The organism is Pseudarthrobacter sp. CC4 (assembly GCF_048957775.1).
GTDB lineage: Bacteria > Actinomycetota > Actinomycetes > Actinomycetales > Micrococcaceae > Arthrobacter.
Genome location: NZ_JARCCZ010000010.1, coordinates 102,078 through 115,427 on the forward strand (window position 1 = coordinate 102,078; position 13,350 = coordinate 115,427).

Consider the following 13,350-nt stretch of genomic DNA (forward strand, 5'->3'; position numbering starts at 1 on the left):
CGGAGCGCCCGGCGCCTTCCCTGCGGCATGGACGTGGGCGCGAGCAGCGGAGCGGGCATGGGCAGGCGCTACGGCGCCGCGCGTGGCTGGCAGCCGCGGCGGGTGCGGTCGCGGTGGGCAGCGCCCTGGTCCTGGGGGAACTCTTGGCAGCGGTGTTCAGTCCGTCGCTGTCACCTGTGACTGCTGTGGGCGGTGCCGTCATCGATGCCGTTCCTCCCGGTGTCAAGGACTGGGCTGTGGCAGTGTTCGGGACAGCGGACAAAGTTGCCCTCCTGGCGGGCATGGCGCTAGTCATCGCCGGATTCGCGGTGCTGGCAGGGGTCGTGGAGGACCGGCGGCGCTACGCCGGCGCCGCCATGGTTGGCGTCTTTGGCCTGGCCGGCCTTGCGGCCGTCCTGACCCGTGCCCAGGCCAATGTCAACGCAATGAGCCTGGCGGTGTTCACCGCCGTCGTGGCGGTCGTCCTGCTTCGGTTCCTGGTCCGCATGCTTCAGGAGTGGGGGAGCCAGGCAGCGGAGCCCGACCCAGCCGCGACGCCCGCCCCAACCCCGACCGCCGCCTTAGCAACTCCCGCCCCGGCCCGCCGCCGCTTCCTGCAGGCTTTGGCCGGGGGAGCCGCTTTCACGGCAGTCGGCGGCGTGCTCGCGGCAGCCTGGCGCGGTGCCGCCGCCGTCGTCAGCGAGGCCCGGGGCCGCGTGGCCCTGCCGGCTCCCGCGTCAGCAGCTCCGGCCATACCGGCAACTGCCGAGGCTGGAGTCGAGGGCATCACCCCGCTGGTCACCCCGAATGCCGACTTTTACCGCATCGATACCGCACTGTCCGTTCCCGCCGTCGATCCCGCCACCTGGGTCCTGAGGGTCACGGGAATGGTGGACAGGGAGGTTGAGCTGTCCTTCGCCGATCTCCTGGCCAAACCCCTGGTTGAACGCCATGTCACCCTCGCCTGCGTGTCCAACAACGTGGGCGGCGACCTTATCGGCAATGCGCGCTGGCTCGGCTGGCCGGTCCGCGAGCTCCTGGCACTGGCAGGCCCCCGGCCCGGCGCGGACATGGTCCTGTCAAGGAGCGCCGACGGCTGGACCGCAGGAACGCCCCTTGAGGTGCTCAGCGACGGCAGGGATGCGCTGCTTGCCATTGGAATGAACGGCGAGCCGCTGCCCCTTGAGCACGGCTTTCCCGTGCGGCTGGTGGTGCCCGGACTCTACGGCTACGTCTCCGCCACCAAATGGGTCACCCAACTCAAGGTCACCAGGTTCGCGGATGACGTCGCCTACTGGACACCCCGAGGCTGGTCGGAGCGGGGTCCCATCAAGACCTCCTCGAGGATCGATGTGCCGCGTGGCGGCCGCCCCGTGAAGGCGGGAAGGGTGCTGTTCGGAGGCGTGGCCTGGGCGCAGCACACCGGCATCGGGAAGGTGGAGCTGAGGGTGAACCGGGGCCCGTGGCAGCAAGCTGAACTGGCGGAAGGAATCTCCCGGGACACCTGGTACCAGTGGAAGCTGGGATTGGACCTGACGGAAGGGCAATACGAAATCCAGGTCAGGGCAACGGACCTCTCCGGCCAAGTCCAGGACGAGCAGAGCCGCCCTGCCGCCCCCAACGGAGCCACCGGGCTCCACACCATTAGAGTGGACGTGAAACCCTGAAGGCTGACACTGAAGGCGGAACCATGACCAGCCCGCAACCGCATGGCACGCCTGTAGACCAGGCACTGCACCGTTCCCCGCACCACGCACGGTCCGCGGCTGGCCATGTCGCCGCCGTCGACGATCTGTTGCGGCCCTTGCGGTCACCGGAGCGGACGGAGCGCCTGCCGCTGCGTGAGGCCCTGGGCCGGGGCCTGGTCGGCGACGTCCCGGCTCCCATCAGCCTGCCGCCCTTCCCCAACTCCCAGATGGACGGCTACGCCGTCCGCTCCGCTGACCTGCCCGACGGCGGCGGAGAGCTGCGTGTTATGCCTCCCGTCCCCGCCGGTGCCAGTCCGGACGGACTAAAGCCTGGCATGGCCGCGCCGATCATGACGGGAGCCATGCTCCCGGACGGAGCGGACGCCGTCGTTCCCATCGAGCGGGCCGTTCCGGACCGGTTCCTGCCGCCCGCCGCGCAGTCAGCGGAACAAGCAACGGTGCGTCTGCCCCCGGCAGCGCCCGGAACGTTTGTGCGCGCAGCAGGCAGCGACGTCCTCGCCGGGGAGACGGCCCTGGCAGCCGGTACTTTCCTGGGGCCGGCCCAGCTGGGACTGTTGGCGGCACTGGGGATCCCGGACGTGACGGTCTACAAGGCTGTGACGGTCCTGCTGGTGACCACCGGCGACGAGGTGGTGGAGCCCGGCCAGGAGCTCCCCGCCGGCAAGATCTACGACTCCAATGGCACCCTGCTGGAAGCGGCCATGACGCAGGCGGGGCTGGTGGTCCGGCGGGCAGGCATTGCCACGGACAACCCGGACGCGCTGCGGGCGCTGCTGCGGGCCGAAGGCAGCGCGGCGGACCTGATCGTCACCACCGGAGGGGTCAGCAAGGGCGCCTACGAGGTAGTCCGGCAGGCCATGGAGGACCAGCCGGTGGAATTCCTCCATGTGGCAATGCAGCCGGGGGGCCCGCAGGGGATCGGCAGCTTCGACGGGCGTCCCTTCCTGGGCTTCCCCGGCAACCCTGTCAGCTGCCTGGTGTCCTTCGAGATGTTCCTCCGCCCGGTGCTTGCGGGTTTGCTGGGAACGCCCGCACCCCGCCTGCCCCTCCGCGCCCGCCTCGCCCACCCGCTCACGTCTCCCGAACACAAGCACCAGGTCCGCCGGGGAACGTTGCAGTCCGACGGGACGGTGGAGCTGCAGGGCGGGGAAAGCTCACACCTGATGCACGCGCTCGCGGGTTCCAACGTGCTGGTTCACGTCCCCGAAGGAGTGGCCGCGCTCGCGGCCGGTGCGGAGGTGGAAGTATGGATGCTGTGAATGCAGAACAAACCCCGGCCGCGCTGACGCACCTGCGCCAGGACGGCAGCGCCCAGATGGTGGACGTGTCCGCCAAAGCCGAAACCACCCGCGAGGCCACCGCCACCGCCACGGTCCACACCACCTCCGAGGTGATGGACCTGCTCGGCTCGGGCGGACTGCCCAAGGGGGACGCCCTGGCCGTGGCACGGGTTGCCGGGATCATGGCGGCCAAGAAGACCCCGGAACTGATACCGCTGTGCCATCCGCTGCCGCTGTCCAAGGTCACCGTGGACTTCGAACTTGGCGCCGCGACGGTTTCGATCCTCGCCACCGTGAAGACCCGCGGCGTCACCGGCGTGGAGATGGAAGCCCTCACGGCAGTCTCCGTTGCGGCGCTGAGCGTTTACGACATGATCAAGGCCGTGGACAAGCACGCTGTCCTGACCGACATCAAGGTGCTGGCCAAGAGCGGCGGCAAGAGCGGGGACTGGGCACTGTGACTACTCCCGGCACCATCAATGCCCCCGAGCCGCACCGGCACGGCGACGTGCAGGGCCGGAAGGCCGGCGTCGTGATCGCCTCCACCCGCGCTGCGGCCGGCATCTACGACGACGAAACCGGCCCCGTGATTACGGACTGGCTGACCGAACACGGCTTCGACGTGTTCCCGGCCATGGTGGTCCCCGACGGCGAGCCCGTGGGCGCAGCCATCCGCGCGCTCCTCACCCAGCACCCCGCCGTCGTCATCACCAGCGGCGGGACAGGCCTCAGCCCGGACGACCGCACCCCGGACGTCACCCTTCCGCTGCTGGACCGCGAGATTCCCGGCATCATGGAGGCAGTTCGCCGCGCCGGTGCCGCGAAGACCCCGCTGGCGGCCCTGAGCCGCGGCTATGCCGGCGCGGCCGGCAGTACCTTCATCATCAACCTGCCCGGATCACCCAAAGGGGTCATGGACGGACTGACCGTCCTGGACCCCGTGATCGGGCACCTCTGCGACCAGCTGGAAGGCGGACATGGGCACTGAAGCAGTTTTCGAGGTAGTCAACGCCGTCCTGAGCGCGGAGCCAATCTCCGTTGACCAGGCCATTGCGGCAGTGGAGAGCGACACTGCGGGGGCAGTGGTCAGCTTCAGCGGCGTGGTGCGGAACCACGACGGCGGCAAGCCGGTTGAGCGGCTCAGCTACAGCGCGCATCCCACGGCACACCAGGTGATGGCCGACGTCGTCGCGCGCCTTGCCGGGGAACAGGCCGCCGGAAGCGGAGACAGCAGCGTGCCCCCGCAGCCGGTGCGGATTTGGGCGGCGCACCGGATCGGCATGCTGGAGATCGGCGATCCGGCGCTGGTGTGCGCGGTGTCCGCAGCCCACCGGGGCCAGGCCTTCGCCGTGTGCTCTGAGCTGGTGGACCGGATCAAGGAACAGGTGCCCATCTGGAAGGAACAGTTCTTTACTGACGGCACGGTGGAGTGGGTCGGCGCCGGCAGCTGAGGCGTCCGCTGGTGCCGGCCGGCACCATGCTTCCTGCGAGGTAACGCACAGTCCCTGGTTCCTGTGCGGCGCGGCCCCACCGGTAGGCTTAACGGCATGACCGAACAACTCCCTGCTCCCTTGCCCGTTGCCGTGCTGGGCGCGAACGGGCGCATGGGCGCCGAAGCCGTAAAAGCCATTGAAGCCGCACCGGACATGAAGCTGGTGGCGGCCCTGGGACGCGGCGATTCGCTGGACCAGATCACGGCTGCCGGTGCCCGGTTCGTGGTGGACCTGACGGTTCCGGAAAGCACCGAAGCGAACGTCCGGTTCGCCGTCGAACACGGCATCCACGCTGTTGTGGGAACCACCGGCTGGGACGCGGGCAGGCTGTCCGCGCTGGAAAGCCTGCTGGCCGGCCATCCGGAGACAGGTGTCCTGATCGCACCGAACTTCGCCCTCGGATCCGTGCTGGCCTCCGCCTTCGCCGCCAAGGCCGCCAAGTACTTCGAATCAGTCGAGATCATCGAGCTCCACCACCCGGACAAGGTGGACGCACCCTCGGGCACGGCGGTCCGCACCGCCCAGCTCATCGCCGCCGAGCGCGCTGCGGCGCAGGTGCCGCCCAGCCCGGACGCCACCACCAGCGAACTGGCCGGAGCACGGGGCTGCGACGTTGACGGCGTAAGGGTCCACAGCGTGCGCCTCCGGGGGTTGGTGGCGCACCAGGAAGTCCTGCTGGGCGGTTCCGGCGAGCAGCTGACGCTGCGCCACGATTCGTTCGACCGCGCCTCCTTCATGCCCGGCGTCCTGCTGGGCGTCCGCAACGTGGCGACACACCCCGGACTGACCGTAGGCCTGGACGGCTACCTGGACCTGGGGCTCTAGGCCATGAACGGGCTGCTGGCCGGCTTTCGGAAGAACCGCACCAAGATCTGGGTGGGAGCAGTAACCCTGCTGCTGGTCTTCTACCTGGTGGTGTCCTTCCAGCGCTCCATCCTCCTGCTGACGGACAGCAACCTCGCGGCGCAGGCTATCGGTGCGGCGTACCTGGTGCTGCCCGCCATTGGTGCATGGGCCCTGATCCGGGAGCTGATGTTCGGTGCCCGCACGGAGCAGATGGCCAAGGTCCTGGAGGCGGAGGGCGGACTGCCGGTGGACGAGCTGCCCCGCACGCCGGCCGGCCGGATCGTCCGGACAGCCGCGGATGCGGAGTTCGAGAAGTACCGTTCGGAGGCTGAGGCGGCTCCGGATGACTGGCGCTCCTGGTTCCGCCTGAGCTGCGCCTATGACGCCGCCGGCGACCGGAAGCGCGCCCGCGCTTCCATGCGGGACGCCATCAAGCTCTTCCGCGGGAACGTTCCAGCCTAGGAGCCCCCTGCCGCCCGGTGCCCGCTGGTTGAGCACAGCTAGTGTTGAGCACAGCTAGCGGATGGACCGCGGCTCGCCCCGGCCCGCCCGGTTCGCGGCGTGTCCCAGCCATTCCAGCGGCCCCCGCCACTTCAGCAGCACGAACACCATGCCCACAATTACTGCGGTGGCGGCATGAGCGAAGTACATTCCGTCCTCCGTCCAGCCGGCCGGCAGCGGTTTGAGGTAGAAACCGGAGACCACCCAGACGTGGACTGCGTAGAGGCTCAGGGTCATCGCTCCCGCACCGCGCAGCGGCAGCAGCAGGTCCAGGTCCACCCACTCGGCCAGCCGGCCCAGCAGCAGGCATGCCCCGATGGCCGCCACAGCCACGCCCGACGTGTGCAGCAGGTCCAAGGTGGTGGCCGAGTGCGGTGCGGCGGACGCCAGCCACCACCAGGACCCCTCCTGGGGGATTCCCGTCAAGTTGACCTGCAGGATGCTCTCGAGTGGATACCCCGGTGAATTCAGGAGCTCCTCCAGTGCAGCCCGGCCGCCCCAGCTTTCCATTGCCGTAACACCCAGGGTCTTGGCCAGGACTGCGACGATAGTGCCCCCTACCAGCAGCACCACCGGGACCATTGCCCTGCCCAGCACCAGCCTGCCCACGATGAGTCCGACGAGCAGGTATGAAAGCCACTGGAACACAGGGTAGTAGCCGGTGAAGAACAGGTCCGCCAGCAGGCTTGCCGGTGTTGAGAGGTCCTCCCAGGAGGGGTTGTGGCCCAGCTGCATCGGCGGTTGGGCGGCGAGGAGCCACGGGCGCAGCAGGTATGCCAGCACCGGTGACCCCAGGACCCAGCCGCCGGCCCAGGCGCAGAGCTGCTTCAGCGCCATTCCCAGGAAAGGCAGGACACACAGGAACAGCACCGCGTAGTGGACCAGGATGATGGCCAGGTTCACCTCCAGCCCGCCCAGGGAAAGTCCGACGGCGGCAATCACCAGGGCGCGCAGGGCAACGCCGCGGCGGGCGGCGGCCAGGTCAGGGCCCTGCAGCGGCTTGTGCTTTCCGGTGGACAAGGCCAGGCCCACCCCCGCAAGTACCGCAAACAGTGCCGCAGCCCGGCCCGAGAAGGTGAGGCCAATCCAGGTGGGGGTCAGGTCCGCGTTCGACTCGAAGGTGGGAAGCAGGTGGGTGGCCATCATGCCCAGCAAGGCCAGGCCACGGGCAGCGTCGATGCCGTGGAGCCGCGCCGTCACGGGCCGCCCGGCAGTCTTGCGGGACGTTCTTGCCGGGGTACGGGACGTCATGACCAGATCGTCTCATACCTGACTGTGCCGGAGCTGTCAGGAAACTCCTTGTATTCGAATATGTGTTCGAATAATATGGGCTGCATGCACACTCCATCATCCGGAATTCCCGCCCATGAGTCCGGCAATGCAGGGCTCATGAAGGCCATGAGTCCAGGGGTTGTTGACTTTCTCTTCCGCCAGCTGGTGGCGGGCCGGCCGCCCGAGGATGTCGAATGGGAGCAGGAAGGCATCAGCCTTGCAGCCCAGCCCGAGGGTCCCGAGCTGGCCCGCCGCCTCGCGGAAGCGGACCTCGACGCACTGACCCCGGTGGAGCTGTTCCACTATGTCCGGGCCGCCCAGCGGCTTGCCTCATGGGCGGAGGAACTGCGGCAGGCCGCCGTCGGACGGTATTGCGGCCCGCCGGCAGGGGCGCCCCGCTCCGCAGGCCGGCACGCTCCCTGACTGCCCCGAATGCGGTGCGGGGGAGGTGCCGGGGAGGGGAGAGGAACCGCTGGCGCCGACGGGCGCGGCCGCCTGTTTGACGTGCATCACGCTCCCGGCATTGTCCTAACCAGCCGCTGACAGGGTAACGTTTTTTCCATGGCTGACAATTCCGCGCATCTCCCTGCCCTTGGTACTCTTCTGACCGCCATGGTCACACCGTTCACCAAGGACGGCGCAGTGGATTACGAGCAGGCCGCTGAACTGGCCAGCAAGCTGGTGGATGACGGCTGCGACGGCCTGGTGGTCACCGGAACCACGGGCGAAACATCCACCCTCACCGACGAGGAAAACCTCGGCATGTTCCGCGCCGTCAAGGACGCTGTCGGCGGCCGCGCTGCCATCATCGCCGGCACGGGCACCAACGACACCGCCCACTCGGTGCACCTTTCCCGGCAGGCGGCGGCCCTCGGCGTCGACGGCCTCCTCCTGGTGACGCCCTACTACAACAAGCCCAGCCAGGCCGGGGTCCGCGCCCACTTCGAAACGGTGGCCTCCGCCGTCGACGTGCCCGTCATGCTGTACGACATCCCCGGCCGCTCCTCCATCGCCATTGAGCCGGACACCATGATCCGGCTGGCGCAGCACCCGAACATCGTGGCAGTCAAGGACGCCAAGGCCGACTTCGTCGCCGCCACGCGCGTCATGGCCGAGACGGACCTCCTCTTCTACTCGGGCGACGACGGACTGACCCTTCCGTGGATGGCCCTTGGCGCCGTCGGCCTGGTGGGCGTCACAACCCACGTGGCCACGCGCCGCTTCCGCGAGCTCATCGACGCCGTCAACGCGAACGACCTCAGCACTGCCCGGAAGATCAACTTTGAACTCCTGCCAGTGGTCCGGGCCACCATGACGCGGGTCCAGGGAGCCGTTGCGGCCAAGCAGATTCTTAAATGGCAGGGAGTCCTGCCCAACTCGATTGTCCGTTTGCCCCTCGTGGAGCCGGACGAAGCCGAGATCGAAACCATCCGCGGGGATTTGGCGGAAGCGGGGCTGGTCTTTTCCTGAGGAGTAAGACCAGCACCCTTCCGCCTGGAAAGTAGTGCAATATGACCCAAACTGCCCTCACCGGCCTTGTCACCCCTCCCCGCCTGCCGCAGGGAACCCTCCGGATTGTTCCGCTGGGCGGACTGGGGGAGATCGGCCGGAACATGGCCGTGTTCGAAATCGACGGCAAGCTGCTCATCGTGGACTGCGGTGTCCTTTTTCCCGAGGAAACCCAGCCCGGCGTCGACCTGATCCTGCCTGATTTCTCCTACATCGAGGACCGGCTGGACGACATCGTGGCCGTTGTCCTCACCCATGGACACGAAGACCACATCGGAGCCGTTCCGTACCTGCTGCGCCGCCGCAACGACATTCCGCTGGTGGGCTCGCAGCTGACCCTCGCCCTGATCGAGGCGAAGCTGCAGGAGCACCGCATCCGGCCGTACACCCTCACGGTCGAGGAAGGCCAGATCGAAAAGTTCGGCCCGTTCGAGTGTGAGTTCGTGGCCGTCAACCACTCCATTCCCGACGCTTTGGCCGTGTTCATCCGGACCGCCGGCGGCACCGTCCTGCACACCGGCGACTTCAAGATGGACCAGTTGCCGCTGGACGGACGCATCACCGACCTCCGGCACTTCGCCAAGCTCGGCGAGGAGGGCGTGGACCTCTTCATGTCCGACTCCACCAACGCCGACGTCCCCGGCTTCACCACTGCCGAGAAGGAAATCGGGCCCACGCTCGAACGGCTCTTCGGCCAGGCCACCAAACGGATCATCGTGGCGTCCTTCTCGTCGCACGTCCACCGGGTCCAGCAGGTGCTGGACGCAGCTGCCAAGCACAACCGCAAGGTGGCCTTCGTGGGCCGCTCCATGGTCCGCAACATGGCCATTGCCGAGAAGCTCGGGTACCTGGACGTCCCGCCGGGCCTGATCGTGGACATCAAGAACGTGGACAACCTTCCGGACAACCGCGTGGTGCTGATGTCCACCGGTTCGCAGGGTGAGCCCATGGCAGCCCTGTCCCGGATGGCCAACGGCGACCACCGCGTGGTGGTGGGCGACGGTGACACCGTCATCCTTGCCTCCAGCCTCATCCCCGGCAACGAGAACGCCGTCTTCCGGATCATCAACGGGCTGCTCAAGCTCGGCGCCGACGTGATCCACAAGGGCAACGCCAAGGTCCACGTCTCGGGCCACGCCGCCGCCGGTGAACTCCTTTACTGCTACAACATCCTCGAGCCGCTCAACGCCATGCCGGTGCACGGTGAGACCCGCCACCTGATCGCCAACGGCAAGATCGCCATCGAGTCCGGCGTGCCCGAAGCCAGCGTCATCCTCGCGGACAACGGCACCGTCATCGACCTGAAGGACCACCGGGCAGACGTCGTGGGCCAGGTGGAAGTCGGCTTCGTTTACGTGGACGGCTCCAGCGTCGGCGAGATCACGGACGCCGACCTCAAGGACCGCAGGATCCTCGGCGACGAAGGCTTCATCTCCATCATCACCGTCATCCACCGCGCCACCGGCAAGGTGGTATCCGGCCCCGAGATCCACGCCCGCGGCGTGGCGGAGGACGACTCCGTGTTCGACGAAATCATCCCCAAGATCAACGCGGCGCTGGAGGAGGCGGTCCTCAACCACGCGGACCACACCAGCCACCAGCTCCAGCAGGTGGTCCGCCGCGTGGTGGGCACCTGGGTCAACCGCAAGCTCCGCCGGAAGCCGATGATCATCCCCGTGGTGCTCGAGGCCTGACACCAGCCTGCCTGCTCCGGCCCGCGCTCCCGTCCGACGGGGCCGCGGGCCGGACGCGTTTAAGGGCCGCGAACCGGCGGACCAGGGGGTCCAAATCCCCGGAAAACCAGCCCAACTCGGGTACCGTGGCTGGTATGGCCACTCGTACTACGTCCGCGCCCAATGGCTCCAGCAGGGGCAGCGCCGGAAGCAAAACCGGCAGCTCCTCCGGCCGCGGTTCAGGCTCCACGGCGGCCAAATCGGGGCGTGCCGGCGGCTCTTCCAGCACCGCGCGCACCCGCCAGCTTCCCGCCGTCGAGCACCACCAGCCGTGGCTGCTGCGCGTGGTGGGCGGAGCCTGGCTGGGAGTGGGCCACCTGGTGGGCGGAGGCGTGCGGCGCATCGGCCACGACGTCAGCGACCTCCCCGCGGAAGAACGCCGTGACGGCGCCGCCCTGTTCAACCTGGCCCTTGGCATCTTTATTGCCACCTTCGCCTGGTGGGGCCTGACGGGCTGGTTCCCGGACGCGGTGTACGCCGTGGTCAACGGCACCTTCGGGTGGATCTCCCTGCTTCTTCCGCTGATGCTGTTTGTCTGCGCGTTCCGGCTCTTCCGCCAGCCCTCGGACGGGCGGGGCAACAACCGGGTGGGCATCGGCTTCCTGATCATGACGTTCGCCGGCTGCGGACTGGCCCACATCCTCGGCGGACAGCCCACCGTCGCCGACGGCTTCGACGGCCTCCGCCAGGCCGGGGGCATGCTGGGTTTCCTCGCTGCGTCGCCGTTGGCCGCCATCCATCCCGCCGTTCCAGTCGTGTTCTACTTGCTGCTGGCCTTCATTTCCCTGCTGATCATTACGGCTACTCCGTTCACCGCGATTCCGCGCCGACTGCGCGCCGGCTACGAGCACCTGATGGGCATTGACCTGCTGGATGACCAGGACCGGGACGCCCATGACCGCAGCTACCTGGAACGGACCGCGCCCGCCACAGCGTCCAAGGCCCCCAAGAAGAAGCGCCGCTTCTTCGGCAAGGATGAGGAGGACGCCGACGCCGGACTGGAGGGCTATGTAGGGGACGAAGCCTTCGAGCACGCGGTGATCGACGACGATGACGCAAAGGGAGGCGCGGCGGCCCGCCCGGCGCCGGGAGTCCGGCGGCCCACCCAGGCGGAGATCGCCGTCGAGAAGATCAAAGCTGCCCAGGGCCTGGGCAGCGCGGCGCAGGGAGCGGCTCCGGCGGGGGAGAACGCAACCGAAGCCATCCCCATGATCACCCCCGGCATGTCCGCAGCCGCTGCCAAACCGGCAGCCGCCCCCACAGTGCCATCCAACCCCGTGGCGCCCGCCCCGCCGCCGGTTCCCATTCCGCAGCGCACCGAGCAGCTGTCCCTCGCCGGCGACGTGACGTACACGCTCCCGGCATCGGACTACCTGACGCCCGGCTCCATCCCCAAGGAGCGCACGGAAGCCAACGACGCCGTCGTCGCTGCCCTGACTGACACCCTCCAGCAGTTCAACGTCGACGCCACCGTCACCGGCTTCAGCCGCGGCCCCACCGTTACCAGGTACGAGATCGAACTCGCCCCCGGAACCAAGGTGGAACGCGTCACCGCGCTGTCCAAGAACATCTCCTATGCCGTAGCCTCCAGCGACGTGCGGATCCTCAGCCCCATCCCGGGCAAATCGGCCATCGGCATTGAGATCCCGAATACGGACCGCGAGACCGTCTCGCTGGGCGACGTCCTGCGGAGCCAGAACGCCCGCCGGACGGACCACCCCATGGTGATGGGCGTGGGCAAGGATGTGGAGGGCGGCTATGTCGTAGCCAACCTCGCCAAGATGCCCCACCTCCTCGTGGCAGGCGCCACCGGTGCCGGCAAGTCATCGTTCGTGAACTCGATGATCACGTCCATCCTGATGCGCGCAACCCCTGACGAGGTGCGCATGGTGATGGTGGACCCCAAGCGCGTGGAACTGACCGCCTACGAGGGCGTGCCGCACCTGATCACGCCCATCATCACCAACCCCAAAAAGGCCGCCGAGGCACTGCAATGGGTGGTCCGCGAAATGGACGCGCGCTACGACGACCTCGCCAACTACGGCTTCAAGCACATCGACGACTTCAACAAGGCGGTGCGGGCCGGCAAGGTCCAGCCGCCGGTGGACTCCAAGCGCGTCATCCGGCCGTATCCCTACCTGCTGGTGATCGTGGACGAGCTCGCGGACCTCATGATGGTTGCCCCGCGCGACGTTGAAGACTCGATCGTGCGCATCACGCAGCTTGCCCGGGCGGCAGGCATCCACTTGGTCCTGGCCACCCAGCGGCCTTCCGTGGACGTCGTCACCGGCCTGATCAAGGCCAACGTTCCGTCCCGCATGGCGTTTGCCACGTCCTCCGTCACGGACTCGCGCGTTGTCCTGGACCAGCCGGGTGCCGAGAAGCTGATTGGCCAGGGTGACGCGCTCTTCCTGCCGATGGGCGCGTCCAAAGCCATGCGCGTCCAGGGCGCCTGGGTCACGGAGTCCGAAATCCACAAGGTGGTTGAGCACGTCAAGGGACAGCTTCAGGCAAGCTACCGTGACGATGTTGCCGCGGAGGCGCCGAAGAAGCAGATCGATGACGACATCGGGGACGACCTCGAGGTCCTGCTGCAGGCTACCGAGCTCGTGGTCACCACGCAGTTCGGCTCCACCTCGATGCTCCAGCGCAAGCTCCGCGTCGGCTTCGCCAAGGCTGGGCGCCTTATGGACCTGCTGGAATCCCGGGGCGTCGTGGGCCCGTCCGAAGGGTCCAAGGCCCGTGACGTCCTGGTGAAGCCGGACGATCTTGCCCCCGTCCTGGCGGCCATGAAGGGCCAGGACGCACCCGCTGCGCCGGACTCGCAGACCGCAGCCCTGAGCGACAACGCCAATGCGAACATCGCCCGGGGCGGATACGCGGAAGACCTCGTGGCTGCGGACCTCGACCAGCGGAAGCAGAGTGCCGAATATTACGACGGCTCGGATTCCCCGCCCGGCGGCTACGACGACGAGGACGGCTCCGAAGATGCCTGGTCCCTCACCGGGCGCTAGCCCAAAGACTGTAG

At 68.1% G+C, this 13,350-nt stretch carries 12 protein-coding genes; 11 read left to right on the top strand and 1 reads right to left on the bottom strand.

Annotated elements, in window-relative coordinates; all coding sequences use genetic code 11:
* The first annotated feature begins 125 nt into the window (after positions 1–125).
* The 7 genes from PV768_RS08620 to PV768_RS08650 all read left to right on the top strand — a co-directional run bounded on the left by PV768_RS08620 (position 126) and on the right by PV768_RS08650 (position 5,769).
* Positions 126–1,646, top strand: a complete 1,521-nt coding sequence (locus PV768_RS08620) for a molybdopterin-dependent oxidoreductase (protein WP_421092830.1) — start codon at positions 126–128, stop codon at positions 1,644–1,646.
* Positions 1,647–1,669: 23 nt separating this feature from the next.
* Positions 1,670–2,947: a gephyrin-like molybdotransferase Glp gene (glp, locus tag PV768_RS08625; RefSeq protein WP_421092801.1), complete on the top strand. Its 1,278-nt coding sequence runs from the start codon at positions 1,670–1,672 to the stop codon at positions 2,945–2,947.
* Complete coding sequence (gene moaC / locus PV768_RS08630; protein ID WP_157238588.1) at positions 2,935–3,429, top strand: cyclic pyranopterin monophosphate synthase MoaC; 495 nt, start codon at positions 2,935–2,937, stop codon at positions 3,427–3,429. The genes glp and moaC overlap by 13 nt, the downstream gene beginning before the upstream one ends.
* Positions 3,426–3,956 (top strand): MogA/MoaB family molybdenum cofactor biosynthesis protein, encoded by a 531-nt coding sequence (locus PV768_RS08635; RefSeq protein WP_321215864.1) that lies wholly within the window; start codon positions 3,426–3,428, stop codon positions 3,954–3,956. The genes moaC and PV768_RS08635 overlap by 4 nt, the downstream gene beginning before the upstream one ends.
* Positions 3,946–4,419 carry a molybdenum cofactor biosynthesis protein MoaE gene (locus PV768_RS08640; RefSeq protein WP_321215865.1) on the top strand — a complete coding sequence of 158 codons (474 nt, stop codon included), beginning with the start codon at positions 3,946–3,948 and terminating at the stop codon, positions 4,417–4,419. The genes PV768_RS08635 and PV768_RS08640 overlap by 11 nt, the downstream gene beginning before the upstream one ends.
* 96 nt (positions 4,420–4,515) lie before the next feature.
* Positions 4,516–5,286 carry a 4-hydroxy-tetrahydrodipicolinate reductase gene (gene dapB / locus PV768_RS08645; RefSeq protein WP_421092802.1) on the top strand — a complete coding sequence of 257 codons (771 nt, stop codon included), beginning with the start codon at positions 4,516–4,518 and terminating at the stop codon, positions 5,284–5,286.
* A gap of 3 nt (positions 5,287–5,289) precedes the next feature.
* Positions 5,290–5,769 carry a hypothetical protein gene (locus tag PV768_RS08650; protein WP_421092803.1) on the top strand — a complete coding sequence of 160 codons (480 nt, stop codon included), beginning with the start codon at positions 5,290–5,292 and terminating at the stop codon, positions 5,767–5,769.
* Between the two features lie 54 nt (positions 5,770–5,823).
* Here the strand turns inward: PV768_RS08650 and PV768_RS08655 are convergent, their stop codons facing one another.
* Complete coding sequence (locus PV768_RS08655) at positions 5,824–7,059, bottom strand: heparan-alpha-glucosaminide N-acetyltransferase domain-containing protein (protein WP_421092804.1); 1,236 nt, start codon at positions 7,057–7,059, stop codon at positions 5,824–5,826.
* An 84-nt stretch (positions 7,060–7,143) separates the two neighbouring features.
* Between PV768_RS08655 and PV768_RS08660 the strand changes: the two genes are divergently transcribed.
* From PV768_RS08660 to PV768_RS08675, 4 genes are all read left to right on the top strand, one after another.
* Positions 7,144–7,503: a hypothetical protein gene (locus tag PV768_RS08660; RefSeq protein WP_370460360.1), complete on the top strand. Its 360-nt coding sequence runs from the start codon at positions 7,144–7,146 to the stop codon at positions 7,501–7,503.
* Between the two features lie 138 nt (positions 7,504–7,641).
* A complete protein-coding gene (gene dapA / locus PV768_RS08665; protein ID WP_157238585.1) occupies positions 7,642–8,550 on the top strand; it encodes a 4-hydroxy-tetrahydrodipicolinate synthase in 909 nt (302 codons plus the stop codon).
* A gap of 41 nt (positions 8,551–8,591) precedes the next feature.
* The gene (locus PV768_RS08670) at positions 8,592–10,283 is read left to right on the top strand and encodes a ribonuclease J (RefSeq protein WP_157238584.1); all 1,692 of its coding nucleotides are present in this window, start codon (positions 8,592–8,594) and stop codon (positions 10,281–10,283) included.
* A gap of 134 nt (positions 10,284–10,417) precedes the next feature.
* Positions 10,418–13,336: a DNA translocase FtsK gene (locus tag PV768_RS08675; RefSeq protein ID WP_421092805.1), complete on the top strand. Its 2,919-nt coding sequence runs from the start codon at positions 10,418–10,420 to the stop codon at positions 13,334–13,336.
* Positions 13,337–13,350 lie beyond the last annotated feature (14 nt).

Excerpts from the sequence above, each read along its gene's own strand:
- PV768_RS08640 (WP_321215865.1), top strand. The coding sequence starts at position 3,946 with ATGGGCACTGAAGCAGTTTTCGAGGTAGTCAACGCCGTCCTGAGCGCG.
- dapA (WP_157238585.1), top strand. The coding sequence starts at position 7,642 with ATGGCTGACAATTCCGCGCATCTCCCTGCCCTTGGTACTCTTCTGACC.
- PV768_RS08660 (WP_370460360.1), top strand. The coding sequence starts at position 7,144 with ATGCACACTCCATCATCCGGAATTCCCGCCCATGAGTCCGGCAATGCA.
- dapB (WP_421092802.1), top strand. The coding sequence starts at position 4,516 with ATGACCGAACAACTCCCTGCTCCCTTGCCCGTTGCCGTGCTGGGCGCG.
- moaC (WP_157238588.1), top strand. The coding sequence starts at position 2,935 with ATGGATGCTGTGAATGCAGAACAAACCCCGGCCGCGCTGACGCACCTG.
- PV768_RS08670 (WP_157238584.1), top strand. The coding sequence starts at position 8,592 with ATGACCCAAACTGCCCTCACCGGCCTTGTCACCCCTCCCCGCCTGCCG.
- PV768_RS08655 (WP_421092804.1), bottom strand. The coding sequence starts at position 7,059 with ATGACGTCCCGTACCCCGGCAAGAACGTCCCGCAAGACTGCCGGGCGG.
- PV768_RS08650 (WP_421092803.1), top strand. The coding sequence starts at position 5,290 with ATGAACGGGCTGCTGGCCGGCTTTCGGAAGAACCGCACCAAGATCTGG.
- PV768_RS08675 (WP_421092805.1), top strand. The coding sequence starts at position 10,418 with ATGGCCACTCGTACTACGTCCGCGCCCAATGGCTCCAGCAGGGGCAGC.
- glp (WP_421092801.1), top strand. The coding sequence starts at position 1,670 with ATGACCAGCCCGCAACCGCATGGCACGCCTGTAGACCAGGCACTGCAC.